The 26,827-nt window shown below is 68.1% G+C and carries 23 protein-coding genes and 2 pseudogenes; 10 read left to right on the top strand and 15 right to left on the bottom strand.

Translation table 11 applies throughout. From position 1 onward, the window contains the following. Positions 1–1,695, bottom strand: a pseudogene (locus tag VN520_RS26715) (ALF repeat-containing protein); the annotation flags it as partial. A gap of 547 nt (positions 1,696–2,242) precedes the next feature. Further along, entirely contained in the window at positions 2,243–3,769 is a 1,527-nt protein-coding gene (locus VN520_RS26720) for an AbfB domain-containing protein (RefSeq protein WP_325749504.1), read from the bottom strand. A 1,506-nt stretch (positions 3,770–5,275) separates the two neighbouring features. On the opposite strand from VN520_RS26720, the gene VN520_RS26725 reads away from it, so the two are divergent. Next, positions 5,276–6,370, top strand: a complete 1,095-nt coding sequence (locus VN520_RS26725; protein ID WP_325749505.1) for a hypothetical protein — start codon at positions 5,276–5,278, stop codon at positions 6,368–6,370. Positions 6,371–7,601: 1,231 nt separating this feature from the next. Here the strand turns inward: VN520_RS26725 and VN520_RS26730 are convergent. The 4 genes from VN520_RS26730 to VN520_RS26745 all read right to left on the bottom strand — a co-directional run bounded on the left by VN520_RS26730 (position 7,602) and on the right by VN520_RS26745 (position 12,158). Further along, on the bottom strand, positions 7,602–7,982 hold the full coding sequence (locus VN520_RS26730) for a DUF6009 family protein (protein WP_325749506.1): 381 nt from the start codon (positions 7,980–7,982) through the stop codon (positions 7,602–7,604). Between the two features lie 133 nt (positions 7,983–8,115). Next, entirely contained in the window at positions 8,116–9,663 is a 1,548-nt protein-coding gene (locus VN520_RS26735) for a phage/plasmid primase, P4 family (RefSeq protein WP_325749507.1), read from the bottom strand. Further along, complete coding sequence (locus VN520_RS26740) at positions 9,660–10,676, bottom strand: bifunctional DNA primase/polymerase (protein ID WP_325749508.1); 1,017 nt, start codon at positions 10,674–10,676, stop codon at positions 9,660–9,662. Before VN520_RS26740 ends, VN520_RS26735 begins: the two co-directional genes overlap by 4 nt. A gap of 951 nt (positions 10,677–11,627) precedes the next feature. Continuing rightward, positions 11,628–12,158: an IS3 family transposase gene (locus VN520_RS26745; RefSeq protein ID WP_325749526.1), complete on the bottom strand. Its 531-nt coding sequence runs from the start codon at positions 12,156–12,158 to the stop codon at positions 11,628–11,630. Between VN520_RS26745 and VN520_RS26750 the strand changes: the two are divergent. Beyond that, positions 12,159–12,716, top strand: a pseudogene (locus VN520_RS26750) (monooxygenase); the annotation flags it as partial. A 333-nt stretch (positions 12,717–13,049) separates the two neighbouring features. Here VN520_RS26750 and VN520_RS26755 read toward each other — a convergent pair. Further along, complete coding sequence (locus VN520_RS26755) at positions 13,050–13,493, bottom strand: Rrf2 family transcriptional regulator (protein ID WP_325749509.1); 444 nt, start codon at positions 13,491–13,493, stop codon at positions 13,050–13,052. 162 nt (positions 13,494–13,655) lie between these two features. Here VN520_RS26755 and VN520_RS26760 point away from each other — a divergent pair, with 162 nt between their 5' ends. Both VN520_RS26760 and VN520_RS26765 read left to right on the top strand, forming a co-directional pair. Then, positions 13,656–14,126 (top strand): nuclear transport factor 2 family protein, encoded by a 471-nt coding sequence (locus VN520_RS26760; protein ID WP_325749510.1) that lies wholly within the window; start codon positions 13,656–13,658, stop codon positions 14,124–14,126. Positions 14,127–14,737: 611 nt separating this feature from the next. Next, on the top strand, positions 14,738–15,007 hold the full coding sequence (locus tag VN520_RS26765) for a hypothetical protein (RefSeq protein WP_325749511.1): 270 nt from the start codon (positions 14,738–14,740) through the stop codon (positions 15,005–15,007). 85 nt (positions 15,008–15,092) lie between these two features. Here the strand turns inward: VN520_RS26765 and VN520_RS26770 are convergent, their stop codons facing one another. From VN520_RS26770 to VN520_RS26780, 3 genes are read right to left on the bottom strand one after another with little or no spacing between them, the layout of a single operon-like run. Then, positions 15,093–15,830, bottom strand: coding sequence for an SDR family oxidoreductase (locus tag VN520_RS26770; protein ID WP_325749512.1), 738 nt, complete (start codon positions 15,828–15,830; stop codon positions 15,093–15,095). 41 nt (positions 15,831–15,871) lie between these two features. Next, on the bottom strand, positions 15,872–16,510 hold the full coding sequence (locus VN520_RS26775) for a class I SAM-dependent methyltransferase (RefSeq protein WP_325749513.1): 639 nt from the start codon (positions 16,508–16,510) through the stop codon (positions 15,872–15,874). Between the two features lie 38 nt (positions 16,511–16,548). Then, positions 16,549–18,000: an MFS transporter gene (locus VN520_RS26780; protein ID WP_325749514.1), complete on the bottom strand. Its 1,452-nt coding sequence runs from the start codon at positions 17,998–18,000 to the stop codon at positions 16,549–16,551. A 108-nt stretch (positions 18,001–18,108) separates the two neighbouring features. On the opposite strand from VN520_RS26780, the gene VN520_RS26785 reads away from it, so the two are divergent. After that, on the top strand, positions 18,109–18,693 hold the full coding sequence (locus tag VN520_RS26785) for an XRE family transcriptional regulator (protein ID WP_325749515.1): 585 nt from the start codon (positions 18,109–18,111) through the stop codon (positions 18,691–18,693). 48 nt (positions 18,694–18,741) lie between these two features. Then, entirely contained in the window at positions 18,742–19,872 is a 1,131-nt protein-coding gene (locus tag VN520_RS26790) for a hypothetical protein (RefSeq protein WP_325749516.1), read from the top strand. Positions 19,873–19,937: 65 nt separating this feature from the next. On the opposite strand, the gene VN520_RS26795 is transcribed toward VN520_RS26790, so the two are convergent. Further along, complete coding sequence (locus tag VN520_RS26795) at positions 19,938–20,471, bottom strand: hypothetical protein (RefSeq protein ID WP_325749517.1); 534 nt, start codon at positions 20,469–20,471, stop codon at positions 19,938–19,940. Positions 20,472–20,815: 344 nt separating this feature from the next. On the opposite strand from VN520_RS26795, the gene VN520_RS26800 reads away from it, so the two are divergent. The 3 genes from VN520_RS26800 to VN520_RS26810 all read left to right on the top strand — a co-directional run bounded on the left by VN520_RS26800 (position 20,816) and on the right by VN520_RS26810 (position 23,303). Then, positions 20,816–21,649: a hypothetical protein gene (locus VN520_RS26800; RefSeq protein WP_325749518.1), complete on the top strand. Its 834-nt coding sequence runs from the start codon at positions 20,816–20,818 to the stop codon at positions 21,647–21,649. A 220-nt stretch (positions 21,650–21,869) separates the two neighbouring features. Further along, positions 21,870–22,421: a hypothetical protein gene (locus VN520_RS26805; protein WP_325749519.1), complete on the top strand. Its 552-nt coding sequence runs from the start codon at positions 21,870–21,872 to the stop codon at positions 22,419–22,421. A 132-nt stretch (positions 22,422–22,553) separates the two neighbouring features. After that, positions 22,554–23,303 (top strand): transposase family protein, encoded by a 750-nt coding sequence (locus VN520_RS26810; protein WP_325749520.1) that lies wholly within the window; start codon positions 22,554–22,556, stop codon positions 23,301–23,303. Positions 23,304–23,309: 6 nt separating this feature from the next. On the opposite strand, the gene VN520_RS26815 is transcribed toward VN520_RS26810, so the two are convergent. Continuing rightward, a complete protein-coding gene (locus VN520_RS26815) occupies positions 23,310–24,266 on the bottom strand; it encodes a hypothetical protein (RefSeq protein WP_325749521.1) in 957 nt (318 codons plus the stop codon). A gap of 81 nt (positions 24,267–24,347) precedes the next feature. Here VN520_RS26815 and VN520_RS26820 point away from each other — a divergent pair, with 81 nt between their 5' ends. Further along, positions 24,348–24,674, top strand: coding sequence for a hypothetical protein (locus VN520_RS26820; RefSeq protein ID WP_325749522.1), 327 nt, complete (start codon positions 24,348–24,350; stop codon positions 24,672–24,674). Between the two features lie 104 nt (positions 24,675–24,778). On the opposite strand, the gene VN520_RS26825 is transcribed toward VN520_RS26820, so the two are convergent. The 3 genes from VN520_RS26825 to VN520_RS26835 all read right to left on the bottom strand — a co-directional run. Beyond that, positions 24,779–24,964 carry a hypothetical protein gene (locus VN520_RS26825; protein ID WP_325749523.1) on the bottom strand — a complete coding sequence of 62 codons (186 nt, stop codon included), beginning with the start codon at positions 24,962–24,964 and terminating at the stop codon, positions 24,779–24,781. A 258-nt stretch (positions 24,965–25,222) separates the two neighbouring features. Continuing rightward, entirely contained in the window at positions 25,223–25,798 is a 576-nt protein-coding gene (locus VN520_RS26830; RefSeq protein ID WP_325749524.1) for a transcriptional regulator, read from the bottom strand. Further along, positions 25,798–26,827: DNA-binding protein (locus tag VN520_RS26835; RefSeq protein ID WP_325749525.1), on the bottom strand; the 1,030-nt coding region annotated here is incomplete at its 5' end. The genes VN520_RS26830 and VN520_RS26835, both read right to left, overlap by 1 nt.

The following is a 26,827-nucleotide window of genomic DNA, read 5'->3' on the forward strand; positions in this document are numbered from 1 at the left end:
CTTGTGCAGGCGTTCCGCCGCGTAGGCCTTGTTCCTTGCTTGGGCAGCCTTGGACTCCTCGCCCCGCGCCCGCTCGCTCGCTTCGGCCGCGTTGCCTTCCTGGGTCTGTGCCAGCGCGCGCTTCTCCGCGGCGGTGGTCGCGGCTGCCTGTGCCTCGGCCCGCTTCAGTGAGGCGGTACGCCCCTCGCTCTGCGCACGCGCGTTCGCTGCGGTCGCCACCGCCTGCTCCTGCTCGGCTCGCACACTCGCAGCGTCAGCGAGGTCACGCTCGCGTTCGGCAATCCCGCGCTGTTCGGCTGCGACCTTCGCCTGCCGCTGAGCCTCGATCCGGGCGCTCTTCGTCTTCGCCGCGTGATCCCAGGCTTCCTGCTCCGCCTTCTCCGTGTCGATTCGGGCCTGCTTGGCCTTGGCGGCTGCGTCCGCGGCGACCGAAGCCTGTCTGGCCGCTGCGGTTGCCAGCAGGGCAGCCGCCTTCGCATGCGCCTCAGCGTTGGCCCGCCACTTGATGGCCTGCTGCTCGTGCAACTCGGCCTGGTTCTGTGCGTTCAGTCCCGCGGCGTTCGCCGCGCTCGCATCCACAGCGTGCTGCGCGGTCCGGGCGGCTCCAACCGCCGCCTCCACCGCCGCCGCGGTGCCCGCCGCAACCTCCGACCACTGAGTACCGTGCGGCAACCCCGTCTCCACCAGCACGTCGGCCTGCGCCTTGGCCAGCCCTGCGGCCACCTGCGCCTGCTTGGCGGCCGACTCCGTATTCGCGACCTGCCGGGCGACCTCGGTCTTGACCGGCCCGTAGTCGGACAGACGCTTCCCTGCCCGGTCGGCAGCGAGCATCCGATCAGCCTCACGCGAAGCCGCGCCCGCCGCATTCATCGCGTTGGCGGCGATCTTCAGCGCCTTCATGGCATCGCCGTGCGCGGCAATCAACTTGGTGCGCGCACCCGCCGCACGGGCCGCGTTCTCCGCCAGCTTCCTCAGCCGCTCGGCAGCCTCCAGCGCCTCCTTCTGCGCCGCCTCATGAGCCGCCCGGTCAGCAGCGTCCTTGTCAGCGGCAACCAAGTACCCCTTCTTAAGGAACTCCTCGATCACGTCGTCGTCACCGCTGGCCAGCGCCGCCTGCGCGGCACGCTTCACCTCCGGACCGCCGACCGCGACAAGCATCTGCACCCGCTTGCGGTTCTCAGCCGCCCGCTGCTGCTCGTTCTGCTCGGTGGCCGCGTCCCGCTGCCGGGCAATCTCCGCACCGAACGCCAGGAAGTCGGCCCGGTCCCGCGCTGAGCCCGCCAGCACACGCTGGACCTCTGCGTTGAAGAACGAGCCGCCCGTGCCCCGCAGTGCCTCGATCCGGCTCCGATTGGCCACATCGGTGTTGTTCTTCTTATCCAGCGCACGCTGCCGTGCTTCGGCCTCGCCGTACTCCAGGAAGTACCGGATGGCACTCGGGTCGGTGCTCGCCAGGGCTGCCTTGGCAGCCTCGCGAACCTCCTCCTCCTCGTCGAACTCCGCGAAGTCCTCAACCAACTGCCGGTCCAGATCCGCACTGGACTGTTCCAGCGTGGAACGCGGGGGCGCTGTGGGAGGTGGCGCCTGGTGCTGTAGAGCGGACAGCAGCCGGATCGCAGCCGCCTTGTCAGAGGAAGACGGCTCGGCGACGGCCTGCCCCGCCACACCGCACATCAGCGCCACGGCTATCAGCACGGACACCACCGTGCGCGCCCAGCCACGCATACCTGTGGCACCGGCCCTCGGCCGTAATCTGCCTGTCACGGGAAAACCCCTCGGTCGGGAGAAACACGAGCCCCTGCCGCCGATGTGCCAGCAGGGGGAAATCGGTGAGGCGCGCACGTAGAAGACGGGACAGGAGGGCGGCGGCGGGCACATTGGGCTGGCCTCATGCCCTCACCTCCGCCCACAGGGCCCGCTGCCGTCGGCCACATCGGACGCGTCCTTTCGGACCCCGCCCTCTTCTCCGCTCCCGTCTCCTCCGCACACCGGCGGCCCTGACAGATGCGCATCACGGCAGGCTGGTCCGCCCCCTGCTGTCGGCGAAGGAGACGGACCGGTACTGCGGCCCGGTCCGGGGGCCGGTCTCGACGGTTCCGGCCGCAGCGAGGCCCTCTGGGCTCAAGCTCAGCCGCTGTAACCCTGTCGTTACGCCCTGGTGGGACCGGCTGTCGGGGCGGGCCGTGGGGATGCGTCCCGCGCACATGCTGGACCGCCTCGGAGCGAGCGCGTGAGGTATCGGTCAGGGGGCGAGCGGAGAAACGATCCGCCAGGTGGCCTGCGAACGAAAGGGCGCCGCATCTATGAACATCCAGCTCTTGTTTGCGTAGATGTCCCCTGTCGTGGGTGACAGCCAATGCTGCGTCGAACCGATGGTCTGGGTGAACGTCTTGCCTACCGTGCCCTGGGGGGGCTCACCAGCACACCAGGTGGCACTCTGACGAAACGCCGTGCTCCGGTCGTCCGCGGCGATTTGCACGCGGAATCCGAATTTTTCGGTCGCACCTGACTTCAGGTAGTAGCCAGGCTTGCGCGCCGACTCGAAGGAGTAGCAGCCCGGCTTGCTGGCGAGGGCGGGCACAATGACCCAGGTGGCGTCCTCGCGGTCGGCCTGTGTGCTGCCTGTCGTCAGGTCGTCGAGGGTGGCCTTGCCGCCGTCCGCGGCGGATTGCCGCAGGTACCCGGTGACGTTGATGGAGCTCGCCTTGATGGACTGCCTCTTGAGCCGGTATTGGGTGTCTTCCTTAAGGAAGTTCGCGACATCGTTGTCGTTGCCGGCCAGTGCCTTCTTGGCCCCTGCCACCAGGTTGGGGTTGACGCCGCTGTTCTCCGCGGCGGCCTGGATCTGCAGGGCGAGCTTGCGGTTGGCTTCGGCGAGCTTCGCCTGCCGGGCGGCATCGTCGCGCTTGTACGCCGCTTCGGCACCGGTATGGATGTACTCCTTCCAATCGGCCGCGTCCGTGCTGAGAACAGCGCGCTGGCCTTCGGCGTATAGCTCGGTGCCGAGCAGGTCGACAGGAGCACTGCGAAGCAGCTCCCGGATGAAGTTGTCAGCGCTGAGATTGAGCATGGCCTCCGTGGGCGCCATGCGAAACAACGCGGCGGTGCTCGTACGGGCGGCCAGCTCCGCGCGCCGCTCAGCCTCCTTGCGGTCCTGTTCCTCGAGTTCAGCAAGTTCGTTGGCCACATCGCGCTTGTGAGCCTCGCGAGCACCGTTGACGATGAACTCTCGCCAGTCCGCCGCCTCCCCCACGAGTGCCAGCAGAGCTGCGGACCGGACCTCAGGGCCTGAGGCGGAGTGCTTGGCGATTGCGCGAACGAAGTTGTCGTCGCTGAGTGCGAGAAGCTCCGGAGTGCTCGGGATGCCTATGGCCAGTAGTGCCTGGGATTTGGCGTACCGGGCCGCCCGTTCGGCCTCTGCCTTCTCCCGTTCACGCTGCTGGTCGAGCTGGTGGGCCTCATGGATCCCAGTGACGATGAACTGGACATGGTCCTCGGGGAGGGTACTGCCCATCGCCTGTTCAGCAGCGGTACGTACGGAGTCCAGCAGCTCACCCGCGTCCCGGGCCTTCTGCCAGATCGCGTGGATGAAGTCGTAGTCGCTGAGCAGGAGCACATCAGCGGTCGGGTCGAGTCGGACCGCTGCGGCAGCCTCGACGCGCTGGACGTCGGTGGTCCCGATTCCGACGGCTTGTGCCACCGCGTCGGAAGACGCTGCGACTGCGGCACCTGGTGAGACCGCACCGGTGACGGCAGCCAACGCGGTCACCGTGACGACGCTACGCGTGATTGCTCTGCTCATACGCACGGAAGATGTGTGTGTCCTCTGCATGGTGATGTGGAAACTCCCTCAGGCGCCGCCGCATAGGGGCGGATCGGTAAGCGCGAATTGGAAAGGCCAACAAAAGGCTCATGGATGGAGACAGTTGCACTTGGGCATGATAATGAATGTTGGGTACGCTGCGGCGTTCGAGAACAGGCCGGGCCTCCGGGCGCTTTCGAAAAGGCAGAGAATCCGCTGTGATGCTCATGGACACCTCGGCGCACGCGAACCAGTTACTCTCGAAGAAGAGCAGGAGAGAGAACGCAGAAAGCCTCAGCCGGAGGCTGTCTCGCCGGTGACAGCATTGCGCCAATTGTGACGTTGTACCACAATAGAAATGGTCGCCAAACAGTCGACGCACACAGGCTTACAAATCACGGTTCCCCCCGCGTCATCAGCAATTCGCTGCGGTATGCGACTCGGCATGGAATAGTCCCCGCCGATCCCCTCCAGCACGCCGCCCGGTCAATGCGATCAACGGCACCGTAACTGGTATATGCCAAACGGTGCAATGATCAGTTCACGCCATCGACCAACCGAAATACGCCGCCATTCGTTTTCGGCCGCTCATTTCGGGCCTCCGTTCACTGCGCTGACGGGCCTCGCCCTCGCCGCACGCGTTCTTCCCCGGGGAGCGAAGCGGCGCTGCGGTTGATGCACGGCAGAGACTCCTTTTGCACGCCTCCGGTGTTCAGTTGCAGCCCACAGAAGGCGGTCGGTCTCGACACCCTCCGGGCACGGCTCGCACAGCACTACGCGCGACGGCCGGCCCTACCTTTCGGCCCGGAAGCCAAGCACGGGCCGGGAGCGATGCGACCGGTGGGTCAGGGATGGTCGCTGGCCGGCTGTGTTGACGCGTCGAGCGCTGCCGGCCTCTCGCCGCAGAACAACCAGCGGGGGCGCAAGTCAAGCGCACGGCCGAAACGGACGCGTTGTAGGTGGCCGTCGCTGACCTCTGTGGGCGACGGCGAAGCAGGTCCCGGGAGGACGAGAAAATTAGCCAGTTCCACAGTCCGTCCGACGGCGCCTCACGGCTGAGGTGGCGCAGGGGGTTGGGTATGAGATTGGCAAGCCGCAGCCCGAGGGGCGGCGGGGAGCCTCGGGCTGCCACATCGACACCACCCCTGTGCCCCGCTCGCATACCGTCCGGCCACGGTATGTGAGCGGGGCACCCAGATGTCGCACGCTTGCGACTGCCCCGGAGGCCATAAGTGAAGGGGAGACGCCTTATCCACTTGACTTGGATAACCGATGGAACGTTAACTTCAGTCATTCGTGCAGGATTTGCTACCCTAGGGTGGGGACTGTGGAGTTAATGTTGGTAATCAGCCATGCCCTGTTACGGCAAAGGTACGGATACCGCCTGGGGATCGCACGCGCTTCAGCCGCATTCTTGCCGTCGGCCGCTGGGCGGGTAAGCGGGAGCTTCGAGCAGCTTCAGTGGCCGACGCCGTGAGCGCGGGCACGCGGGCTGCCACCGCCCTGACAGTGGTCCTGTTGACCGTCGGTGGCCCGTTCGCGGTCGCCGCCCCGGCGTGGGCCGGCACAGCGGTTCCTACCCGAGCCGCCGTAGCGGACGAAACCCTTACCATCACCAGTTCGGCGGCCGAGGCCGCGCGCAACCAGGTCCTACGCATTGCCAAGTCAGGGCTTCCCGCCGAGCTGCGCACATCGGCCTGGAACGCACTGCGCAGCACCCTGGGCGATGCCGCGATCGAGGCGTGGCTGGCCCCCGGTGGCGGGTATGACCTGGCCAAGCAGCGTCTCCGGGACGCACGGACCCGCAACCGGTTGTTCTGCGAGCGGGTCGTGACAACCCACACCGCGGAATTTTCCCCGTGGGTGCACGCTGCTGCCGCCACCGCGGTGGGGGGCACGGACGCGGATCGGGCGGCCTTCGTGCAGACCGGTTACGCGCAGGCACAACAGTACGACCGCGAGGCCAGAGCCGCGGACACCGCGCATCAGCAGGAAGTGGCCGACCGCGAGCGGGACTTCGTACGGGTCCTAGCGGAGGACGACCCCGGTCAGGAGGTCCGGACGGCGGCACAGTGGGCCTTGCAGCCCGGCGCCACCGACGCGGACGTCGCGGAGTTCTTCGGGTACGGCTGGGCGACCGGCGCCACGCTCGACCTGGAGGGCTACCGGTTGCGTGTCGCGGACACCGAAACACGTCGGCACCACGCTCTGACCCTGCTGATCCGCAAGGCTGTCGCCGCGGAGGAGGCCCTCAAGGACGCGGCCGACACGGCTCAGGCACGGGCCGAGGCGCAGGCGGCCTGGCATGCCGTGACCAACCACTCCGAAGCGGCGGGCCAGGCCTGGCTCGCCGAGCAACTCGCGGCCACAGCACAGGCCGCGAACTGGCAAAGCATCGCTGCGGCAGCCGCTGCAGCCGCGGACAGCATCTGGCAGAACATTGCCGGACCCGCCCAGGCCAACCAGGACCACTGGACCCAGGAACGCCTGGCAGCGGCCGAATCCGCCGCCTACTGGCAGAACATGCTCGCCCATGCCCAGGATGGCGAGAACCGTGTGACGAACTGACCCATCAGGAGCCCCGCGCTTCACTCTGTCCGCTCGCCCACCACACCCGCGACACTCAAACGGTCAGCGCCCGCCCGAAAAGATCCACCATGCGGGCCTTCCCGGTGCCGGCCGTTGTCGGGCCTACCCCTGACATTACTCCTCTGGAACCTTACGTCCCAGTGTCCAGGTGTCCAGGTGTCCAGCATCAAGGGGAAGCTTCAGCCAGTCATATCTCAGCGCTTCGGACACCCCGGTCTGTTGGGCACCATCACCCGTACCGCGGTGGTCTTGGGAACCGCTACCGCGATCTCCCACCGGGTACAGCGGCACGATATACAGCGCTAGATGGAGGCGGAGCAGCAGTGAACCGCCCCGCCGCCCGCTACCGACCGGGTCACCCAGCTCGCCGAGCTCAAGGCGCAAGAGGTAGTCAGCGAGCAGGAGTTCGGCGCCGACAAGGCCCGCATCCTGAACTCCTGACACCGGGCCCCGGCGTCCGGCGCCCCCGGTCCCGCCGCCCCGGACCCGGCTCGAACCACGCCCGCCGAGCTCCGGCCAAGGGCGCCCTGCCCCCGCAATTCCCCTCTCTCCCTACGCGCCCCGTTGACAGGGCGGGCCCGCGCTGGCTTCATAAACACGTCCGTGGAAGCGCTCCCACGCCCGTCACGCCGGACGTCGCTCCGGGCTGCCGACGCTTCCGTGCGGGCCGGTGACACCCCGCACCGGCCCCGTCGCACGAGCCGCACCACCGCCCCGTCGGCCCGGGTCCGGCATGTCATCCGCCGGTCCGGTACGACCACGGGCGACACACGCCGCCCGCCGCACCGAAGGACGATCCGTTGCGACTGCCCTCCCTTCCCCGCGCGTTTCACAGACTGAACCCCCCAGCCAACCTCGCACTCCCACACCTGGGCGCTCTGGCTGCTGGTGATGGTCCTCTTCTCCAGCGTCGTCGCCCTCGCCGTGATCACGCTGAAGCAGCACAGCGGCTCAGGACTCGCGGACGCGGTCCTGACGGACGGCACTGCATTCGGATTTGACGATGATCATCTGCCTCGGCGCGGTCGCCGGGGTCAAGGACCTGCGTCGAACACGGTGACCGTTGTAAGCGCGAGCCCACGGGCAGTGGGGGTGTGCGAGATGACCAGGCCGGAAGCCCAGTAAGGCCGTCCGTGATCGTAGTGGTCCTGCCAGCAGCGTCCTTCGCACCGGGCAGCTCCATGCCTTCACTCTTTGCGGTTGGCCACTGTCAGGACGGCACTATCTCGTTTCTGAGCTTCCCTTGCGAACGCGGCGTCTTCTCCCCCACCCGGCGCGGCTCGATCGTCCGAGGGTCGACCGCCTCGCCCGGGGCGCCCTCCTTGTAGAGGCCCTCCGGATCGTTCGGCCGGTCGTGAGGCAGAAGGAAGAACGTGCGGCGCTGGAAGAGACCGCTGTCGGGGTTGGCCTCGGCGTCCCTGTCGAGCTCCGCGTAACCGACCATGCGTCCGTCACGGGCGTAGCAGGGCTTCCCACCGCGGCGGGCGCTCTTGTCGAGCGCCTGGCGGACGTAGTCGAGTGCGTCGAGGTCCTCGAGCCACACCACGTTCGCTTCGTGTTCGAGCTGGCTTTCGTGCAGCAGCGAGCTCATGGACGCAGCTCCTTGTCGGTGGTGTGGCGGTGCGGGTGGGGGGTGTTGTTCGGTGCGGACTTGGCGGTGCGGTGGTCTGGGACGTTCCCATGGTAAGAGGATGCCCAAATCCCTGAGAGAAAGCCTTGGTGGCTCATCGCTGTCCTCCTGCCGGTCCGTCAGAACGGACGATGTCGTCCGGCAGCAGCGCGAGGGCGGGGTAGTACTTCTTGCCGCTGGACTTCAGCATCTCGGCCGGGGAGGCCAGTCCGGTCTCCTGCCGGATCCGGCCCGCGAAGGCCCGCGCCGTGTCGGCTCTGATGCCCTCAGAGCTGCACCAGGCGGTGTAGGTCCCGTAGAGAAGGCCCTGTTCGACGCGCAGGTCACCGGTGTCCGGCCCCTGGCGCATGCAGCACTCGCTCAGGAAGCGTCCGATGTGGTCCTCGGTGGTCTCGTACGCGGCGGTGGCCAGCCGTACGGAGGACGGACCGGTCAGCGGATCGCGGCTGGTGAGGTATCGGGTCGCGCCCTGGATGAGCCAGTGCAGGATGCCCGGGCCCTCCTCCTGAACGAGTTCGCCAGCCAGGTTGTCGATCTTCCGGTCCGCGGCGACGACGCGCTCGAAGGGGATAAGGCGGATACGACGCCAGAACGCGTGCCCGCCTGTCCCGACCTCTGGCTGGTGGTTTCCCAGCAGCCAGAGCTTGTGGGTCGGGGTGAAGCTGAAGTAGTCCTGCCGCATACGGCGGGCCTTGATCTTGTCTCCACCGGTCAGGAGCTTGACCCTGGCCTCGTCGAACTTGTCGTTGGGCTTGAGCTCGCTGCACACAAAGATCCTGCGGCCGTGCAGCTCCGTCAGTTCCGTGGAGTGCTCGGCGAAGTTGCCCTTGTCCATGAGGAAGCCAGGTGGAGCCGCGTCGGCGTAGTCCCCCATGACCTGGATCATGACGTCCAGCAGGACGGACTTACCGTTGGCGCCCTTACCCCAGAGGAACGGCAGCACCTGCGCGCCGACGTCGCCGGTGATGGAGTACCCCAGGAGCAGGTGCAGAAAATCGGTCATCTCCCGGCCCTTGGCGTCGGCGCCGAAGGTGTCGTCCAAGAAGGCGTGCCAGCGAGGGGTGGGCATGGCCTGGGGCGCCACCTGGGTGGCGCGGGAGTGCAGGTCTTTGAGTGGATCGGGCTTGTGCAGACGGCCGTTACGCAGATCGACCACGCCGGCCGGTGTGCACAGGGAATAGGCGTCCCCGTCGAGGACGTCAGGGTCGAGGCTGAGCGCGGGCGCGGCTTTCGCCTGGTGGAGCAGCGCCTTCATCCCGCTCGTGGACATGGTGCGCCGACGGTGCTGGGCGATCTCACGGTCGCTGAAGATGCCCCGGGGGTCGGAGGCGGACATCTGCTCCGCCATGTCGCCAGCGGCCCACAGTGCGGCCTTCTCTCCGCCGACCCGCTTCCACCGGAACTGGTCCCAGCAGTACCAGCCGAGGCCTTCGACATGGCGGAACTGGTCGCTGTAGAGCTGGGCGAAAAGCTTTGCGTTGCCACGGTCGGTGAGCATGGGGGGAAGCAGAGCCGGCGTATCGGCAGGCGGGGACGTCTGGACCTGCTGAGGGGGAACGTACGCGGGGGCGGCAGTCTCGAAGTCGAGCATCTGCTGAGCGGCGGCGGCCGCGTCGAAGCGGCTGTTCTCGGCGCTACTCATGCGAGTCCTTTGGGGTGGAACGGGCGACTGGCGCCTGCGGAAAGGGCTGCGTCGATGATCGTCTCACTACGGCGGGTCTGGTGGGGACGAGCATAGTGAGCGGCTTCTGTCAGCTCTTGACGGGCTTCGGCCTGGTTCAGATGGCCTGCTCCGGCGAGCCCTCCTGCCGTGTATGCCGCTCGGTTGAGTTTCTCCGTGAAGCCTGTCCCTTCGGCTTGGCCGGCGCATTCACGAACGGTCTCGACAAGCGACTGCAAGAGCGCCTGCGCGGCGCCGGGCCTCGTCGGGCGGACCTGTCTGCGCGGCTGCGGACCGGGATTCGGGGAGGCCTGTATGGCGTGGCCCGTGCGGCGCAGTTCGGCGGCCAGCCATGCGGGGAGGGGGGCGGGCTCCCGTACGGCCCCGAGGGGCGTGTAGAGGCCCGCTGTGGTGCGGGTGGTGGGGGCCACGACGTATCCACCGTGGGCTCGTACGTCGACCTGCCAGGCGAGCGCGGTCCGTGGGCTGGATCCGGTGGAGGAGCGGTAGCGGACGGCGGGCTCGGGGTTGACGTACCAGATGTGCAGCCCGCCGGACGGAGTGCGGACACGCAGGGTGGTCTCGTCCTCGGCTGGATTGGGTTCCTGCCGGTAGGCAGCGAGAAGGGCCAGCGTGTCGAAACCTGATGCCAGACCGGCCAAATCGACCTGCTCCGGGATACGGATGCCCGGCAGGAGCCGGTCGCGGGCCGGAACCTGCGCGGCGTGGGCGTCTACGTCCAGGACCACGAGATGCGCCGGTCCGCAGGACACACCGACGCCTGCCCGGGGCTCCCTCCCCCACCAGGCAGCGATGCGCGTGAGCTCGGTGGTCGCGCTGTGGAAGCCGTGACACCACAGGCCTTGTGCATGACAGGGGCAGTTCGAGGGCTCGTGGCTGCGCGTGCGGCACTGCTCGCAGTTGGCCGCCGGCGTCTTGCGTCCCGGGGCCAGTGGGTGAACCGGCCACTGACGGCCTGCAAGCCAGCGGGCCACGTCTGCAGGTCGTGGCTGCTGCGCGACTCCGGACGAGGCGGTGTCGGCGGGGCGCTGCACTGTTCGTCGATCCGTTCCTCTTGTGTGGCCAGGCAGGGTCTGTCAGTTGAGTCCCGAAGACGTTTTACCTGGTCAGGTAGGAGAGTACGAGGGACTGAGGGACTGAAGGGACTGAGTTTCCCTTATAGCAGAGAGAGCTTAGCCGATGGGGGTGCCGCTCTGCGGGAGGCATGAGCACTTATCGAAAAATCAGTCCCTTCGGTCCCTCAGTCCCTGATGCCGGCCGCGGGCGAAGCTGTCGGGTCCCTCAGGCAGCCGCCTGAGGGACCGAAGGCCTGCAAGGGGCGGGGGGACTGAACGGTCCCCTTTCAGTCCCGGAGGTGTTTATGCAGGTCAGAGCACCTGCGGGCTCGGTCGGAGGGACTGAAGGGACTCATTTTCGTAGTTATCAGCGCACCAAGACATGAAGAGGTACCTCATTACGTACGCGTACATACGCACGCGCGCACGCAGCTGGAACAGGGAGTTTCGGTCCCTTCAGTCCCTTCGGTCCCCGGGCCAACTACTCTGACCTGGTCTTTTGCAGAGGGACTCAACGAGGCAGGGACTGAAGGAGTCTGAGCCCTCCTCCCGCTGCAAGGCTCTGTTCGCAGCGCAGTGGCCTCCGCGCAGAGGCACGGCGTGAAGCCACCCGCGCTCCCTGGTTCCACAGAAGCGCCCGCGTCGTTACGAATTGCGAGGGGTAACACGAGCGTGGTTGGACCGACGCGGACCGCTTGCCTGCGGGGCGCGACGCCCCCAGCAGGCATCCCCGCCTGGCAGGCTCGGGGGACTGGAACCTGTGCTCTCGTAACGACTGACCGCAGCCACCGGCCACGGCCAGGCTGGCCCCAACTGCCGAGGCCCTTTGCCTCGAAATGAAGTTTCTCCGTGATCCTGGACACTCGATCTTTATGCTGCGAGGTCGTGTTGGTGCCGCTGTCGGGTCTCGGCCGGGGTGAGGTAGCCGAAGACCTTGTGCTTGCGCAGGCGGCGGCGGTTGTAGAACGTCTCGATGAAGTCGAAGACCTCGGCGCGAGCGGTGGCCCGGTCGGGCCAGAGCCGGGTGCCGATCTCTTCTTTGAGCAGGGCCCAGAAACTTTCCGCGGCGGCATTGTCGAAACAAGATCCGGTGCGTCCGCAGCTCTGTCGGAGGCCCAACTCGTTTATGTAGTGGCGGAAGAGGCTGCTGGTGTATTCGCTGCCGCGGTCCGAATGCGCTATGCAACCGGGTTGTAGGCGACCGCGTCCGGCTGCCATTTTCAGCGCGTCGACGACGAGGTCGGCGCGGTGGTGGCCGGCCATCGGATAGCCGACGTCCTCGCGGGCGGCCAGGTCGAGCCGGCAGGCGAGGTAGAGCCAGCCCTCGCCGGTGGGCAGGGCGGTGATGTCGCCGACCAGCTGCGTGCCGGGCGTCTCAGCGTAAAAGTCGCGGCCGATCAGATCCTGCATCGGTGGCTGGACGAGGCCGAGCCCCTCTCGTCGGCGTTCGGCTACCGGCGGACCGCGAACATCCGCCGCCGCTACGACCTGCCCGGCCGCCGCCCGGCGGGATTCCTTGCCACCGGCGACGCCCCGTACACGTTCAACCCGATCTACGGGCAGGGCATGGCTGTCGCCGCGATGAGTGCGGTCGTCCTGCGTGAGGCTCTGTCCGATCCGCGCCGGATTCCCACGACGCGGCGCGTGCAGAAAGCGCTCCTCACGGCGTCCCGGCAGGCATGAGGCATCTCCGCCGGGTCGGACCGCTCGATGCCGGGCGCGGTGGGCAGTGCCCTGGCCTCCAGGCCGGCGGACCGCGTCGCCGGCTGATACCTGCGGCGCGTCCTGGAGCGCTACCCCGGTGACCCGGTGGTGCGGACCGCCTTCCGCTCCGTACTGGGCCTCTGCGCACCCGTCACCAGCCTGTTCGCCCCCTCCGTGGCCCGTGCCGTCCTCCTCCGGCCGCCCATGCCAACGCCGGCCGAGCCGCCGACGTCACCGGAGGAACCCGGGGCCTGAGGAAGTGCGGCAGCTGATGGTCTGTTCGGCTGGATGGGCGGTCGCAGCCTTCTGGGCCTGGCGGGGGATGCTCTGGGCTTGTCGAGGTGCCCGTGAAACGGGGCACGCCGAATCTGTCGGGGATCTGCTGGACGGTCTTCTCCCACTCGTCGTCGTAGAGCCGCTGGACGAGCACGGCCTGGTCCGCGGTGAGCTCGGCCTGCGCCCGCCGTCTGTTCCGGCGGCGGATCCAACGCGTTCGGCGCGGGGTTCCATCTCCACGCCCACGTCACTCCGCCCCGGTAGGCAGAACCCACGCCGAACCCTACGGTTCGCACGGGGTCGCCCAGCTGATCAGAGAGGCTGGTGAGGTGCCGCGAGTACGTCCTGGAGTACGTTCTCGAGCGTGACGCGGGCCAGTTCGTGTCTCAGGGTCTCCTCGATGCCCTCGTAGATGCTCTGCATGGCCGGCTGGATGCCGTGACCCACCACGCATCCCTGGTCCGGGGTGGTGCGGTGCATTGCGAACAGCGGGCCGGATTCCACTGCCTCGTACACGTCGAGCAGGGTCATCGTCTCCAGCTCGCGTGCCAGCGACCAGCCCGCGCCCGCCCCCCGCCGGGACTCCACGAGCCCGGCCCTGCGCAGCTCGCCGAGCAACCGTCTGATCACCACCGGGTTGGTGTTCGCACTGGTCGCGATCTGCTCGGAGGTGGCGACCTCATGGCCCTGGCGCTGGTAGAGGCCGATCCAGGCCAGCGCGTGGGCAGCGATGGTCAGCCTGCTGTTGGCGCTCATGGACTCCTCCTCTCGGCCGCAACACTTCATGTTACGACAGTGCAGTCGTAACACTGAAGGTTGCAACAATGTGTCGTAACGCTTATAGTTACGACAGCCGGGAAGGGTCGATCAAGACAAGCGCGGACCGTGAGCGTGTTGCGAACTCAAAGGAGAACAGGAATGGAAAGTAACGAAAAGACCATTCGCGAGGCTTACCGGCTCGCGGAAGGGAACGTTCTCGACGGTGACGGTTTCCTGGCCTTGTTCACCGAGGACGGGTCGTTCAACGAGATGTCGACCTCGCAGAGTTTCCGCGGAGAGCAGATTCCCCAGGTGATCGCGGGCCTCGCCCGCTCGTTCCCCGATGTACACCGTGAGCTGCTCGAGGTACATGCGTTCGGCGATGTCGTCGCCGTCGAGTTGCGAATCCAAGGCACGCATCTCGGAGGGTTTCCGACTCCGGTCGGCGAGATCCCACCGACCGGGAACCGGATCGACGTGCCGGCGGCGGACCTCTGGTACCTCCGTGACGGAAAGATCGAAAGGTTCAATTGCTATAACTCGATGAGCGTGTGGCTTGATCAAATCGGGGTTCACCCTGACTTCAAGTCCGCAGTCGAAGCCACCGAGACAGCAGCCACGACGGCGTAACTCTGCCGGTCAGCGCCGAGTATGCGACAAGACACTCCCTTCTTCGGGCCGCATACCCGGCGCTACTTCTTGAACAAAGTTGTTGTTCGCACCAAACCGCCGACACGACCCGGCAGGCCGACTCATCGAGTATCAGCAGCCCTGGCCAGCAGGTAGGGCAACGACCCACATCGAGTGACGTTCTCCGGGCCCGCCTCCACGAGACACACGGCTGCGACGAGACTCCACCCCAAAGATCATCTAGGTACGCGGGGCCGGACTGCCCTTCCCCATGCCGCCAAGCCCTGCGCATCCGACGCTGACCGTGGACGAGTTCCACGCGTGCGCGGATCACGGAGGGCTCGGCCTGCCATGAGTCCGTGACGATCACGAGAACCGGCGCGGAGGCCGGCGTAAGAGACGGCACCACCCGCACCCCTTGCTCCGCCCTTGGGCAGGACGACGACTCCCCGCTCGACGCCTTGCGGGCCACGGCATCCCGAGGGACAAGATCTTCAGCGAGAAGATCAGCACCCGCGTCTGCGGAGGGCCCAGTTCGAGGAGGCGCTCGTACGGCGCGGGAGGTCAAGGCCCACGCCCCGCACTGCCACGTCATCTTTACCGTGTACGAGATGAAGCGGCTTGGCCGCGACGCCGCCGAACTCACCGCGCTCGCCGACCACCTCACCGCCCACGGCCTGGTCCTGGAGATGCTCGCCGGGCCCCTGCCCGGCATCTACGGCCCCACCGGCCCCGGCAAGCTGCTGTTCGCGTTCTTCGCGGCGATGGCGCCTGAACCTGCTGGGCCGCTACAGCTTCACCGCTTCCACTCCGGCCGCCGGTGTCCTGCGCCCACTGCTCGACCCGGATGTGCCCGAGCTGGACGAGGACGATGTGGATGACGGCGCGCACTGATCGAGTGGCCCTTGTGCCGTCCTTGTCGGTCGCATGCCGGATTGGCCGACCAGTGCTCCTGGCTGTGCTGGATCATCCGAGGGCGGGTTGGCCGCCCATGGCGCTGAGGGTGGCGCCGTTGACGTAACTGGCGTCGGGGGAGGCCATGAAGGCGATGGCTCCTGCGATCTCTTCGGGGTCGGCCAGGCGTTGGAGGGCGACGGCTTGTCCGGCTGATTCGAAGGCTTCGCCGTAGGCGGCGGTGCCCTCGGTGCGGGTGGGGCCGGCGGCGACGGTGTTGACGCGGACTCCGGCGGGCCCGTATTCGGCTGCCCAGACGCGGGTCAGGGATTCCAGGGCTGCCTTGGTGGCGCCGTAGATGCCACTGCCAAGACCGGGGGTCCCGGCGGCGCCGCTGCTGACATTGACGATGGCACCGTGTCCGCGTTCGGTCATACCGGGGGCGAGGGCCTGGACGAGGAGGTAGGGGGCACGCAGGTTGATGGCGATGTGAGCGTCGAAGGTGGCGGGGGTGGTATCGGCGGTGCGGGCGAAGTGGAAGATGCCCGCGTTGTTGACCAGGATGTCGACCTGCCCGGCGCGTCCGGCCAGGTCTGTCACCTGTGCGGGGTCGGACAGATCAGCCGGCTCGAAGCGGGCTGTGGCGCCGAGGGCTGAGATGCGCTTCAAGGTGTCGGCTGCTCGTTCCTTGTCGCGGCCGTGGACGATGATGTCGGCGCCGCGGGCGGCCAGGGCCAGGGCGGTGGCCCGGCCGATACCGGCGGTGGCTCCGGTGATCAGGGCGGTCTGGTGTGCGAGGTCGTGCTGCATGGTCGTACTCGTTTCTGCGTGGCGTGTGGGTGAGGGGTGGGCTACTGGGTGCGCTGGGCGGTCAGGACGGTGTCGTGGATGGTGACGTGCCGGCCGTCGGGTGTGGTGGCAGTGCGGGGGCGGGCGGTGAGGGTGACGGCCTTCCAGCCGGGTGCGGGCAGGTCGTTGATGAGGTCGTCGGCGGTGTAGAAGATGTCGGGCTCGGGCGGGCGGGGCATCGCGGTGTCCAGGTCGCTGGGGTGGTGGCCGATGATCACCAGATGTCCGTTGCCGGCCACCCGCGCGGCGAGGGCGGCGAAGACGGCGCGGCGCAGGGGTGAGGGGAAGTGAAGAAAGGAGACGGTGACCAGGTCGTAGTGGGGCGCGTCGTCCTGAGGTGTCCAGGTGCGGATGTCGGCCTGTTGCCAGGTGAGCCGTCCGGTCAGCTTCGTGGGGGTGTGGTCGGCTGCGCGGGCGAGGGCCTGGGCGGAGAAGTCGCTGCCGGTGACCTGCCAGCCTGTCTGGGCCAGCCAGATGGCGTCGGCGCCCTCGCCGCAGCCCGCCTCCAAGGCCATCCCCGGCGTCAGTGCGGTGACTTCTTCGACGAGCGCGGGGTTGGGCTGACCGCTCCACAGCGGGTTGGGGGCGTTGTAGCGCTGGTCCCAGAACGCGGCTTCGTAGCGGGGGTCGGTGTCACTCATCAGAAGTTCTCCAGGGTGTGGTCGGGGGGCTGTAGTGGTCATGCGGGGATGGTGCCGAGGGCGGGGATGCGGCGCGCCCAGAGGCCGAACAGGAGCAGGCCGGCCAGGGGGAAGGTGGCGGTCGCGAGGAGGGTTGCTCCCAGACCGTCCTCCAGTCCGCCGGCGGCGGCCAGCACGCTGGTCAGGACGGCCAGGCCCATGCCGCCGCCAAGCTGTTGCAGGCCCTGGTGGAGGCTGGCGGCGGCGCCGATGTGTTCGGCGGGGGCCTGGTGCATGAACACGGCGGTGACGGGGGCGAAGGTGGCGCCTGCGCCCGCGCCGAGCAGGATCGAGGGCAGCAGCACGGTGACGATCGAGGTGTTCGCGTCGGCGTCGGCGGCCACCAGCGCCATCCAGGCGATGCCCAGCACCAGTCCGGCAAGGCCCGTACTGCCGATGATGCGCTCGCCCAGGCGCGGAAGCAGCCGGGGGGTGAGCTGATTGGTGGCGATCAGGCCGACGGTGAAAGGCACCAGGGCCAGACCGGTCTGGATCGGTGTGAAGCCGAGCACCTGCTGGGTGAGCAGGGTGGTGAAGAACAGGAAGCCGACCTGCCCGGCCGGGACGACCAGCATCGACAGCAGCGGGCCTGCACTGCGCATGGAGGAGAAGAACGCCAACGGCATCACCGGATGCGGATGCCTGCGCTCACAAACGACCAGGGCCACGAGCGCGAGTGCGGCGACGGTGAACGCCCCCATCACCAAGGCGCTGTTCCAGCCGCGGTCGGCGGCGGAGGTGAAGGCGAACACCAGGGCCACCATCGCCAGGATCGAGGCTGCGGCGCCGCCGATGTCCAGCGAGGTGCGCCGACGCTCCATCTCCGGCAGATTGCGCACCGCGCCCAGCAGGACCAGCACCCCGATGGGGGCGTTGACGAACATCACCCACTGCCAGCCCAGCGTCTGCGTCAGCACACCGCCCGCTAGCAGCCCGACCGCGGCTCCTGCGCCGACGGCCAAGACGAACATCGCCATCGCACGCGACCGTTGTGGGCCCGGCGCAGTGATCCCCATCAGCAGCACCATCACGCTGGGCGCCGCCATGGCCGCGCCCACTCCCTGCAGTGCTCGCGCCGCCACCAGGACCCCAGCTGAACCCGCGAACCCCCCGGCGACGGAGGCGACCACAAAGACGATGACGCCCAGGACCAGAGCGCGGCGCGGGCCGATCATGGAGCCGATCTTGCCGCTCAGCAGAATTAGGCCGCCGAACGTCAGCGCGTAGGCGGTGACCACCCAGGACAGACCCGCGCTGGAAAAGCCCAGCTCGCGGCCGATGTCGGGCAAAGCCACATTCACGATCGAGGTATCCACGACGAACATCAGCTGCGTCAGCACCAAGATCACCACCGCCAGCGCCACCGAACCACGGCGCACCGCCACCGCCGCTTCGGGCGGCGCCACGGCCCGCTGCGCGTCCGGCACCTCGGTTCTGCTGTCCTGGCTCATCGCGTCTCTCCCATCCCATGCGGCGGACCCGGGCGGGGCGCCTGCCTCCACAGTCAGACCGCCCACGGCAACGCGCAAAGATCCTTGCTGCGGTGGCAAGATGAAGGGATGGACGAAGAGACACAGTCGACGATGGCGGCGGTCGGCCCCCGCCTCAAAGGGTTGCGGACCCAGCGCAGCCTTTCCCTGACAGCCTTGGCGGAGGCCACCGGGATCTCCCTCAGCACGCTCTCGCGACTGGAGTCGGGCCAGCGCCGCCCCACCCTCGAACTGCTCCTGCCCCTGGCCCGGGAGCTACGCGTGGACATCGGCCAGCTCATCGGCGCACCGCAGACGGGCGACCCCCGCCTGCACCTGCAGCCCATCACTCGCCACGGCATGACCGTGCTCCCGCTCACCCGACGGGCGGGAAGTCTGCAAGCCTACAAATTGATCATCTCGCCGAAGATGCGCTCGCCCGAGCCCGAACAGGCCAGCCACGAGGGCTACGAATGGATCTACGTCCTCGACGGCCGCCTGCGCCTGGTCCTGGGCGACAACGACCTGATCATGGGCCCCGGCGAAGCCGCCGAATTCGACACCCGCACCCCCCACTGGTTCGGCAACGCCGACGAACACCCCGTCGAAATCCTCAGCCTCCTCGGCCACCAAGGAGAACGCGCACACCTCCGCGCCCGCACCACACCGCGATGACTCCGCTGCGGCTACCCCGGCTGTTCCACCCTGTCCTCAAACGATCGAATGACGACACTGGCCTGGCTGGACATGCGTCCCGGGCAGCTGGGAAACGCCTCGCATCTGCTTCACCAGCTCGGCCTGGGCGAGATTCCGCTGACCCACGATGCGTTCCATGAACTCCGGCCCTGGCGGGCAGCATCCCACCTGGAAGAACTCCTCATGGCCTGCGGAGTCCTGCCCGCGGTCGACAAGCACATCTGTTCTTTCCAGCGCTGGCTCCCCGGCCATCTCGCCAACATCGCCGAACCCGAGCACACCAAGACGATCAAGCTCTTCACGACCTGGCACGTCCTCCCCGAACTACGGGCCCGAGCCGAGCGGAGCCACATCACACCCAGCATCCGCCGCTTCGCCAGCGAACAGATCAAGTGCGCGACCGCCTTCTTGCAATGGCTCGGCGAGCGGAACACCACCCTCGCATCATGCGGCCAGGTCGACATCGACGCCTGGTTCGCCGAGAACGCTGAGCGCGCCCGCACCCGCCTGAGAGGCTTCCTCAACTGGGCCATGCAGGGCCGTCACTGCCGACGTTCCTTGGCCATCCCCACAATGAAGATCTCCCGCCGGCCCGCACTGAGCGAAAACGAACGCCTCGCAGCCCTGGGCAGAATTCTGATCGACACGGAGATACCAATGCGACTTCGCGTCGCCGGAGTCATCGTTCTTCTCTACGCACAACCGCCGAGCCGGGTCGTCCGGCCCACCCTTGACGATGTCATCCGCAACGGCGACGCCGTGCTGCTACGACTTGGTGAGCCACCCTCGCCCGTCTCGGCGCCGGCCGCCGCCCTGCTGCTGGAACACATCACGAACCGCGGCAACATGAACACCGCCACCAACCCGGCATCCCGCTGGCTCTTCCCCGGCCGCCGAACCGGCCAGCCGCTCGGCCCCAACCACCTGTCCACACTGCTGAACAAGGTCGGAATCCCGATCGCCGCCGCCCGCGGCGCCGCCATCCGTCAGCAACTCCTCGACCTCCCCGCACCCGTTGTCGCGGACGCTCTCGGCTACCACGACAAGACCGCCAGCCGCCTCCGCAACGAGACCGGAGGAACCTGGAGCCGATACGCCGCCGGAGATCACGGAAGGGCACCAGCAGGCTGGGTACCCCGGGTAACCAGCGACAGTTGAATACGAGAGTCCACCAGTACAGCGCCGCCACTCGATCACCAGAACGGCTGGGCACTCCTGGATCGTCATGTGTTGGTGAGGAGGCGCGCCGACGCTTCAGTGAAGCGGTCAACAGCGCTTTCCAGCTTGGCGTAGAGGTTTCGAACGGTGTGCCCAGCATCGCCGGAGTCCTGCCGGGCCTGCCTGGCGAGGTCTTCCGCCAAGTCGTTGATCTTGCAAGCCTCGGAGTACAGCTGAAGCCCCGACAGCGCAATCAGGGGCATCTGAAGGGCAACACGGTCAGCTTCCCGGTGAACGGCATCAGCCCACTCCTGGTCGAGATGGGATTCGTTGATCGGTTGAACCCAGATTCCCCGATGGCCCGGCGGAGGAGGGACTTGCTCATGCCGGTAGGTGCTCTTCGTTCTGGGATTCGTGGCCTGTATGGCGTAGGCCACGGCGAGGAGCGCTGCAAACGCCTCTCGCTGTTCCTGCCTGCGTGCCTGCTGCCGCTGGCGATCATGATTGAAGCGTGCTGCCCAAGCCGTGACGAACGCAGTCAGTGCCGTTCCTGAGACACCGATAGCCGCACCCACGAGTCCTACCGTCGCCTGATCCATTCTCGGGACCTTAAGGGCAAGTCCCCAGATGTGAGGAACTGGAGTCCGAAGCCCGGGACCCGCGCAGCCGGGTACCGCCTTCACACTGCCAGCACCTGCCAGAAGGCGACCGCCACGGCACACAACTCGGCAGCGGGCCGGGCAGGGAGAACCTTGTGGAGCCAGCCCTACGAAGACCACGCACAGTTACCCGAGGGCTGGGTTCAACGGGTAACTGGCGACAGTTGAATAGGCGAGCCCACCAGTACCGAGGCCGGTGTCCTCCCGCGGTGTTGTGCCCCAACTTCCGCGCACCGTAGGCCCTTTGGAGATATTCATGGTGAGTTATCCGATAACGTCGTGTCATGCGTGCATATGTTGCTGTTGAGATCGACGGGGTGCTGTCCCCCTACGGCGGGCCGCCACCCGCCGGGCACACCTGGCACGACGTCGAGTCGGCCGTCTGGCGGGAGTGGGCGGCCGCGTGTTTCCAGCCCTCGCGCTGTCTGCGTCTGGCCCTGGACCCGACGGCGGGCAGGGCCCTCGCCGGCCTTTCCGCGGACCTGGTCCTGGTCTCCTCGTACGCCCCGGGCGAGCTGGAGCCGCTGCTTCCCGCCCTGGGGTGGGACACGCTGCCGCCGATGGTGCCGCTGCGGGAGACCGGCGCCGTGCACTACCTCCGGGCCGACGACCCCGGCCTCTCCCCGTACACGGAGGACGATCTCGCCCGGCAGGCCGAGGAGATCGGCTCCTGGGCGCAGACCCATGACCGGCCGGTGGCGTGGGTGCGGCCCGGGGACCACCACGTCCGGGAGGTCCGCCGCGCGGCGCTGCGGACGTACGCGGCGGTGGGGCCGCTGCTGCCGTACGCGGTCGACCCGGTGCGCGGCCTCACAGCCGACGACGTCCAGGCGCTGCAGGAGTGGGTACGGGAAGTGGGCGAACTGCCGGAACCGGCCCCGGTGGTGCCCCGGCGCTGCCGGGACTGTGGTGACCGGAGTACCCGGGTCAGCCCGATTCCCGGCACCCTCCGGGGTCGCCGCCACGACCGCGTTCACGCGGCGTGCGGCTCCTGCTGCGAGTGCTACTGCCAGGCGCCCACCGACGACACCTTCCAGCCGTGCGGGGACTTGATGCGCCAGCAGTGCCCGGCCTGCCGCTGCTGCCTGGTCTGCGTGGGATGCCACTGCCAGGAGTAGCGCCTCCCCGCCCCCACGGCCCGGCTGGGCACACCTAAACCGCTGTTCACGGGACTTTTTGACGGTCCCTGCCCGGGGTGATGAGACGGAGTCGGAGGGCACGTGGTGGCCTGCAGGAGGGCTGGAGAGCTGTGTCGCTCCAATACCGGAGACGGGGCGGTAGCTGCTGAAATTCCGCATCGGCCAAACCTGACAGCCGGGACCGGGTAGAACCGTGTGTATGAGCAGCTCTCATATTCGCCCCGACCACCCTGTCCTCCTGCCCTCCAGCTCCGCCTGGAGTGCTGATGCCCGGCTGGTCGGTGAAGTCCTGGCGACCGTGGGATCGGCGGCCGCGTGCACCAGCGACGACACCCGCTACCTCCAGCCGACCCTGACCTGGCAGATCGCTGCCGAGACGGTCGGCGACTGCGCCACCACCGACCACGACCCCGACCACGTGAGAGCCCTGCCCCTGCCCGGCTACGCCCTGGACGCGGTATGGGCCTGCCACGCCGCCCTCCTCCAGGCCGCCGGCACCACCCCCGACAGCGACGAGGAGGCCGGGCCCCTGGCCGGCCTGCTGGCCCACTACCTCGACGACGTCCACCACATCGAGATGCCCGACCTGGTCGGTGCGGTGGAAAGGGTCCTGGCGGTGTTCAGCCTCGACCTGCCCGCCGCCCGCACGCTGATCACCCACCTCGCGCTGAATCCGGAAGCCGGCCCGGAAGCACGATTGGCCTACGCCGACGTCCAGGCGGCATGGCGCAGAGCCGGAGTCGTCTGCTGACCCGCCAGCGCTTACTGAGCTCTTTCAGAGTGGCCACTGATCGGGTGACCGGCCGGCGGCCCGCAACGCACGAGGCTCCTGTGCCGTTGAGAGAGGTGTTCGACGTCTCAACTCATCAGCGCAGGAGCCTCGTTGGTTCCCCATCCTGCCTCACTCGACCTGCCTCACGCCTTGGTCGAGTGGGTAACCATGCTCGTCGTCACCCGTGAGGGTAACCGCCGCTGCAAGCTGCCACCGCACCAGCGTGCTCTCGTCGCCTTGATCTACCTGCGCCGGCACGACCCGCTCACGCAGATCGCCGCGGGCTTCGGCATATCCGTCGGCACCGCCCACGCCTACGTCACCGCCGTCGTCGGCCACCTCGCCCGCCGGGCACCCGGCCTGCTGCGAGTCCTGCGGGAAACCGATCCCGAGCACGTCCTGCTCGACGGCACGCTCGCCGAGTGCGACCGGGTCGGCGACAGCCGGGCCGATTTCTCGCAGAAGCACCGCCGCCACGGCGTGAACGTGCAGGTCGTCGCCGATCCCGTGGGCGACTTGCTGTGGATCTCGCCTGCGCTGCCCGGCCGCACCCATGACCTGACCGCGGCTCGCACCCACCGCATCATCCGGATCTGCGAACGCCAAGGAGTGCCCGTCCTCGCCGACCGCGCCTACATCGGCGCCGGCCCCTGGGTGACCACGCCGATCAGACGACTTCCGCACCAGGACCTCAGCCCGACCCAGCGGACGATCAACCGGGCCTTGTCAGCGGCACGGGCACCGGTCGAACGAAGCGTTGCGCGGCTCAAGTCCTGGCGCATCTTCCGCCGGTCGCGCTGCAGCCCCAACCGCATGACCGCCATCGCCGCTGCCGTCCTCACCCTGGAGAGACAACGCTGAAAACGCTCACTGCTCGGTGAAGTACGCGGGCGGCCGCACCCGCATGCTGGAGGCGATGTTGCGCAGCACCGCACTGCTGACCGGTGGGGTGCGCGCCTCGACCACGGCGACCGCATCACCGACCGGGGTGAAGTACTGGACGAACTCGTACCTCGACCACTGCCACACCCCGGGCGCGACGGGCGTGCAGGCGGGTGCGGGCACCGGGTAGACGCTGGTGAGCGCCGCGCAGTGCGAGGGTGGTGTGAAGTTCGGCTGGCGGGGGCCCACCACGACCTGGATGACTCGGTGGAGTTCCTCCATGGATTCGGCGTGCTGGCCGGCGTCGTCCGGGGCGATCCGGTAGAAGAAGGTGGGCTGGCTGCTGTGCGCCGTTCCGCTGGTGCCGACGCCCTCCAGGTGGTAGCCGTCGGGCACGTTGGGCCCCAGCAACGGCACGCCCGCATGGGTGAGTTCGGTGCTCTGCTTGTGGTGGGCCAGCTGCGTGGAGGCGATGGAGTCAAGCGGCATCAGCAGGGCCAGGGCGAGGGCGGCGGCGGCTCGCGGCCACAGGGGTCGGCGGGGCTGAGTGCACCAGGCCGCGAGAGCGTACGCTCCCGCGCACAGGGCCGCCTGGATGAGGAGGGCGCCGTTCGGCAGCCACCGCAGTGAGTCCAGGCACCACAGCAGATACCAGCCAATGCCGGTGCCCAGCAGTGCGGTCAGCCAGGCCGGCCGGACCGCAAAAAGGCGCAAGACCAGCCAGGTGAGGCCGAAGACCAGGACCGGCAGCAGGTAGGACCACCACAGGGCATAGCCGAGACAGCCGAAGCCGGGCGCGCTGCGGCAGGCGCTGGAATTGACCACCAGCCGCATCGACAGCCCAGCAGCGGCCACCGCGACGACACCGGCCGCGGCGGCACATGCCGCCCGCTTCACCTGCCGCGCCTGCCCAGCAGGCAGTTCGGTCACCGCAGCACCCATCGCATCCTCCCCCGGCCGTCGATTCGGGCCTGATCGTAAGTTGGCTGGGACGCCAGCGCCTGAGTAGGCGTACTCAGGCGTATGTGTCTCAGCGACGGCAGTCTGGAGGGCATGGGCTCTCCTTCGGTGTGGGTCGACGGCGCCGTGGCGCTTGTTCTCGGCGCGGCGACGGCCGCGCTCGTCTTCTGGCTGGGCTGGCGCGTGCTGTTCGCCGGTGACGACTTCGGCTCTCCAGGGCCGCGTACGGCCCGTGCCGCCCGCCGCGCCGCCTGGACCAGCGGCTGCGTGATGGCGGTGGCCGGGAGCGGGTTGCTGGGGCTGCGGCTGTGGATCGCCGCAGCTGTACATCTGCTCCTGGCCGGGTCGGCGACCGTCCTGTTCACCGGCATCGCCGTCGAACACCGCTGACACAGAACGCCGGTGGCTCGGGGGCGGATGGTCCGACACCGCCCCCGGCCGTTCGACAGGCTGACACGCACAACCGCCTTGCTACAGGTCCGTGTGGCCGGTGCTCAGCGGTAGTCCGCGGGATGGTCTTGCATCCACACGGTGAGCCGGTCGCGGACTCCGATCAGCTGCGTGCGGTGGGCTTCCGGGTTGGCGGCCGAGCTGTCTTCGGCAAGGGCGGTGCGCAGCGAGGCGATCCAGCGCAGAGGCTCGGGGAAGGGTCCTGGTCCCTTCGCCAGAGCCGCCCTCACCCTGGAGAGGCAACGCTGAAAACGCTCACTGAGCCGGGTGAAACGCCCGGCCGCGATACAGCCTCCTCCCCTGCCTCTGACTGTCATGACGATGAAGACAAGACCCGTACGTCAACGGTTGCAACCGCCCCCGTGGGGAACTGGACGCTTCGATTGTTGGCACTGCGAGTTCACGGGTCGGTGACGACGTCGAGCTACGATGCGATACACCCCGTCCCCGGCAGCTGCAATGTCGGGGACGGGGTGTTTCCGTTGGTCTCAGGCGGCCCAGCCGATGGAGGAGACGTTGCTGTAGGCGTCGTACTCGGATCCGAGGTCCTGGATGATGTCGTCCCAGATGGCGTCCAGCTCGGCCACGTCGTCGTCCATCCAGGCGTCGACGGCGCGGTCCCAGACGCCGCGCACGTTGATGCTGCGGCTGGACAGGTCCCGCTGGTGCCTGCCCTCCACTCGGGACTGGTCGACGGGGTTGATTTCGATGCGGGTTCCGCGGCCGTTGTTGTTGAGCCGCTTCTTCAGATCGGCGGCCACGTTGCGGCGGCGTAGGTCCCAGTACGCGGCATCCAGCCGGGACCGGTTCGCCTTGTTCGGGATCCGTTCCTCGGCGAGCCAGGCCATGAGGGTGCGGGGTGAGACGTGGATGCCGGCGCGGTCCATCGCCTCGTATCCGGCATCCGTCTTGGTGAGGTAGGATAGGCGGGCGGCGAGGCCGCGCTCGCTGTCGACGGGCGAGACGATACCGGTCACCATCTGCTCGATGGCGATGCCGAGGGCGTCCGCGCCCGGGATGCCCCGGGCGTTGAACATGCCCAGGTCCATCCAGCGGCCGGCCATCAGCGGCCCACCGTGCCCACGGTGTACTCACCGGATGCCTTGGCGTCGCCGTGCTTGATCTTCATCTGGGCCACGCCCCGGCCCTCGGGGAACACCTTCCGCCAGTCGCCCGTCAGGTGGAGTTCGTCGGTGCCCATCATCGCGACGACATCGAGCCCGGCCTGGTGGGCCTTGTACGCCTTGCCCCACAGGTTCGCGTAGGCCTGGGAGTGGATGATGTGCATCCAGTCGGGGCGCACCATCTCGCGGTTGTGGATCGACTCCCCCATGGTGCTGATGAACTTGCTGTACATCGCCTTGACGTACTCCAGCGTCAGCATGTCGTTGTTCTCGATCGCCTCATCACGGGCGGCGCCCAGCAGCTTGCGCAGCGCGTCGAGGAAGTTCTCCGTCGCGCCCGAGGTCCACGACTCGTGGATGACCGGAGCGTCCGTCAGGCCGTACTTCGGGCCGGACAGGCGCTGGAGCAGGCGCAGCGTGCTGTTGGTGACCCACAGGGCGCCGGGCTCGTCGCGGTCGCCGATCGGGTCCGGCAGGTGCGGGTGGGTCCATGGAGCGGGGGTGATCAGGTGGACCCCGGAGCGCTTCGGCTCGACACCATCCGTGCCGGCGTGGTGCTCCAGCTTCCCGATCGGCAGCCAGCACTTGAGCGCCGACAGGTAGGCCGCGTTCACGTCCAGCGCAGTGACCTTGACCTCGCCCGGGGCGCGCAGGGAGTAGCCGGGGTGGTGGAACTTGGGGCGGGCCTCCCAGATCTGGTCCGGATCCTTCTTCGACGGCTTCTTCAGGATGTCAGGGAGGGCCGGGTAGGCGGTGTAGTCGTAACGGGCGGTCGCCCGGGTCTCGTTGAACAGGTGCATCACGTCGGGAATCGCCCGCTTGATCAACGCCTTGAGCGCTGCTTCCTCATCGCCACCGGCGCGCTCGGCCTCCTCCTGGACGGCGCGGCTGATGAGCAAGGAGACGTCGGCTTGGGCGCGGGCGGCGCTGCGGGCGCGGCGCTCAGAGCGGCTGGGCACGGGCGCCGGA

The sequence above is a fragment of the Streptomyces sp. genome (genome assembly GCF_035563135.1).
In the GTDB taxonomy this organism is placed as follows: Bacteria; Actinomycetota; Actinomycetes; order Streptomycetales; family Streptomycetaceae; genus Streptomyces.

What these genes read in the sequence shown, in the direction of transcription:
- VN520_RS26730 (WP_325749506.1), bottom strand. Translation starts at nt 7,982, where the DNA reads ATGAGCTCGCTGCTGCACGAAAGCCAGCTCGAACACGAAGCGAACGTG.
- VN520_RS26735 (WP_325749507.1), bottom strand. Translation starts at nt 9,663, where the DNA reads ATGAGTAGCGCCGAGAACAGCCGCTTCGACGCGGCCGCCGCCGCTCAG.
- VN520_RS26755 (WP_325749509.1), bottom strand. Translation starts at nt 13,493, where the DNA reads ATGAGCGCCAACAGCAGGCTGACCATCGCTGCCCACGCGCTGGCCTGG.
- VN520_RS26760 (WP_325749510.1), top strand. Translation starts at nt 13,656, where the DNA reads ATGGAAAGTAACGAAAAGACCATTCGCGAGGCTTACCGGCTCGCGGAA.
- VN520_RS26765 (WP_325749511.1), top strand. Translation starts at nt 14,738, where the DNA reads ATGAAGCGGCTTGGCCGCGACGCCGCCGAACTCACCGCGCTCGCCGAC.
- VN520_RS26770 (WP_325749512.1), bottom strand. Translation starts at nt 15,830, where the DNA reads ATGCAGCACGACCTCGCACACCAGACCGCCCTGATCACCGGAGCCACC.
- VN520_RS26775 (WP_325749513.1), bottom strand. Translation starts at nt 16,510, where the DNA reads ATGAGTGACACCGACCCCCGCTACGAAGCCGCGTTCTGGGACCAGCGC.
- VN520_RS26780 (WP_325749514.1), bottom strand. Translation starts at nt 18,000, where the DNA reads ATGAGCCAGGACAGCAGAACCGAGGTGCCGGACGCGCAGCGGGCCGTG.
- VN520_RS26785 (WP_325749515.1), top strand. Translation starts at nt 18,109, where the DNA reads ATGGACGAAGAGACACAGTCGACGATGGCGGCGGTCGGCCCCCGCCTC.
- VN520_RS26790 (WP_325749516.1), top strand. Translation starts at nt 18,742, where the DNA reads ATGACGACACTGGCCTGGCTGGACATGCGTCCCGGGCAGCTGGGAAAC.
- VN520_RS26795 (WP_325749517.1), bottom strand. Translation starts at nt 20,471, where the DNA reads ATGGATCAGGCGACGGTAGGACTCGTGGGTGCGGCTATCGGTGTCTCA.
- VN520_RS26800 (WP_325749518.1), top strand. Translation starts at nt 20,816, where the DNA reads ATGCGTGCATATGTTGCTGTTGAGATCGACGGGGTGCTGTCCCCCTAC.
- VN520_RS26805 (WP_325749519.1), top strand. Translation starts at nt 21,870, where the DNA reads ATGAGCAGCTCTCATATTCGCCCCGACCACCCTGTCCTCCTGCCCTCC.
- VN520_RS26815 (WP_325749521.1), bottom strand. Translation starts at nt 24,266, where the DNA reads ATGGGTGCTGCGGTGACCGAACTGCCTGCTGGGCAGGCGCGGCAGGTG.
- VN520_RS26820 (WP_325749522.1), top strand. Translation starts at nt 24,348, where the DNA reads ATGTGTCTCAGCGACGGCAGTCTGGAGGGCATGGGCTCTCCTTCGGTG.
- VN520_RS26830 (WP_325749524.1), bottom strand. Translation starts at nt 25,798, where the DNA reads ATGGCCGGCCGCTGGATGGACCTGGGCATGTTCAACGCCCGGGGCATC.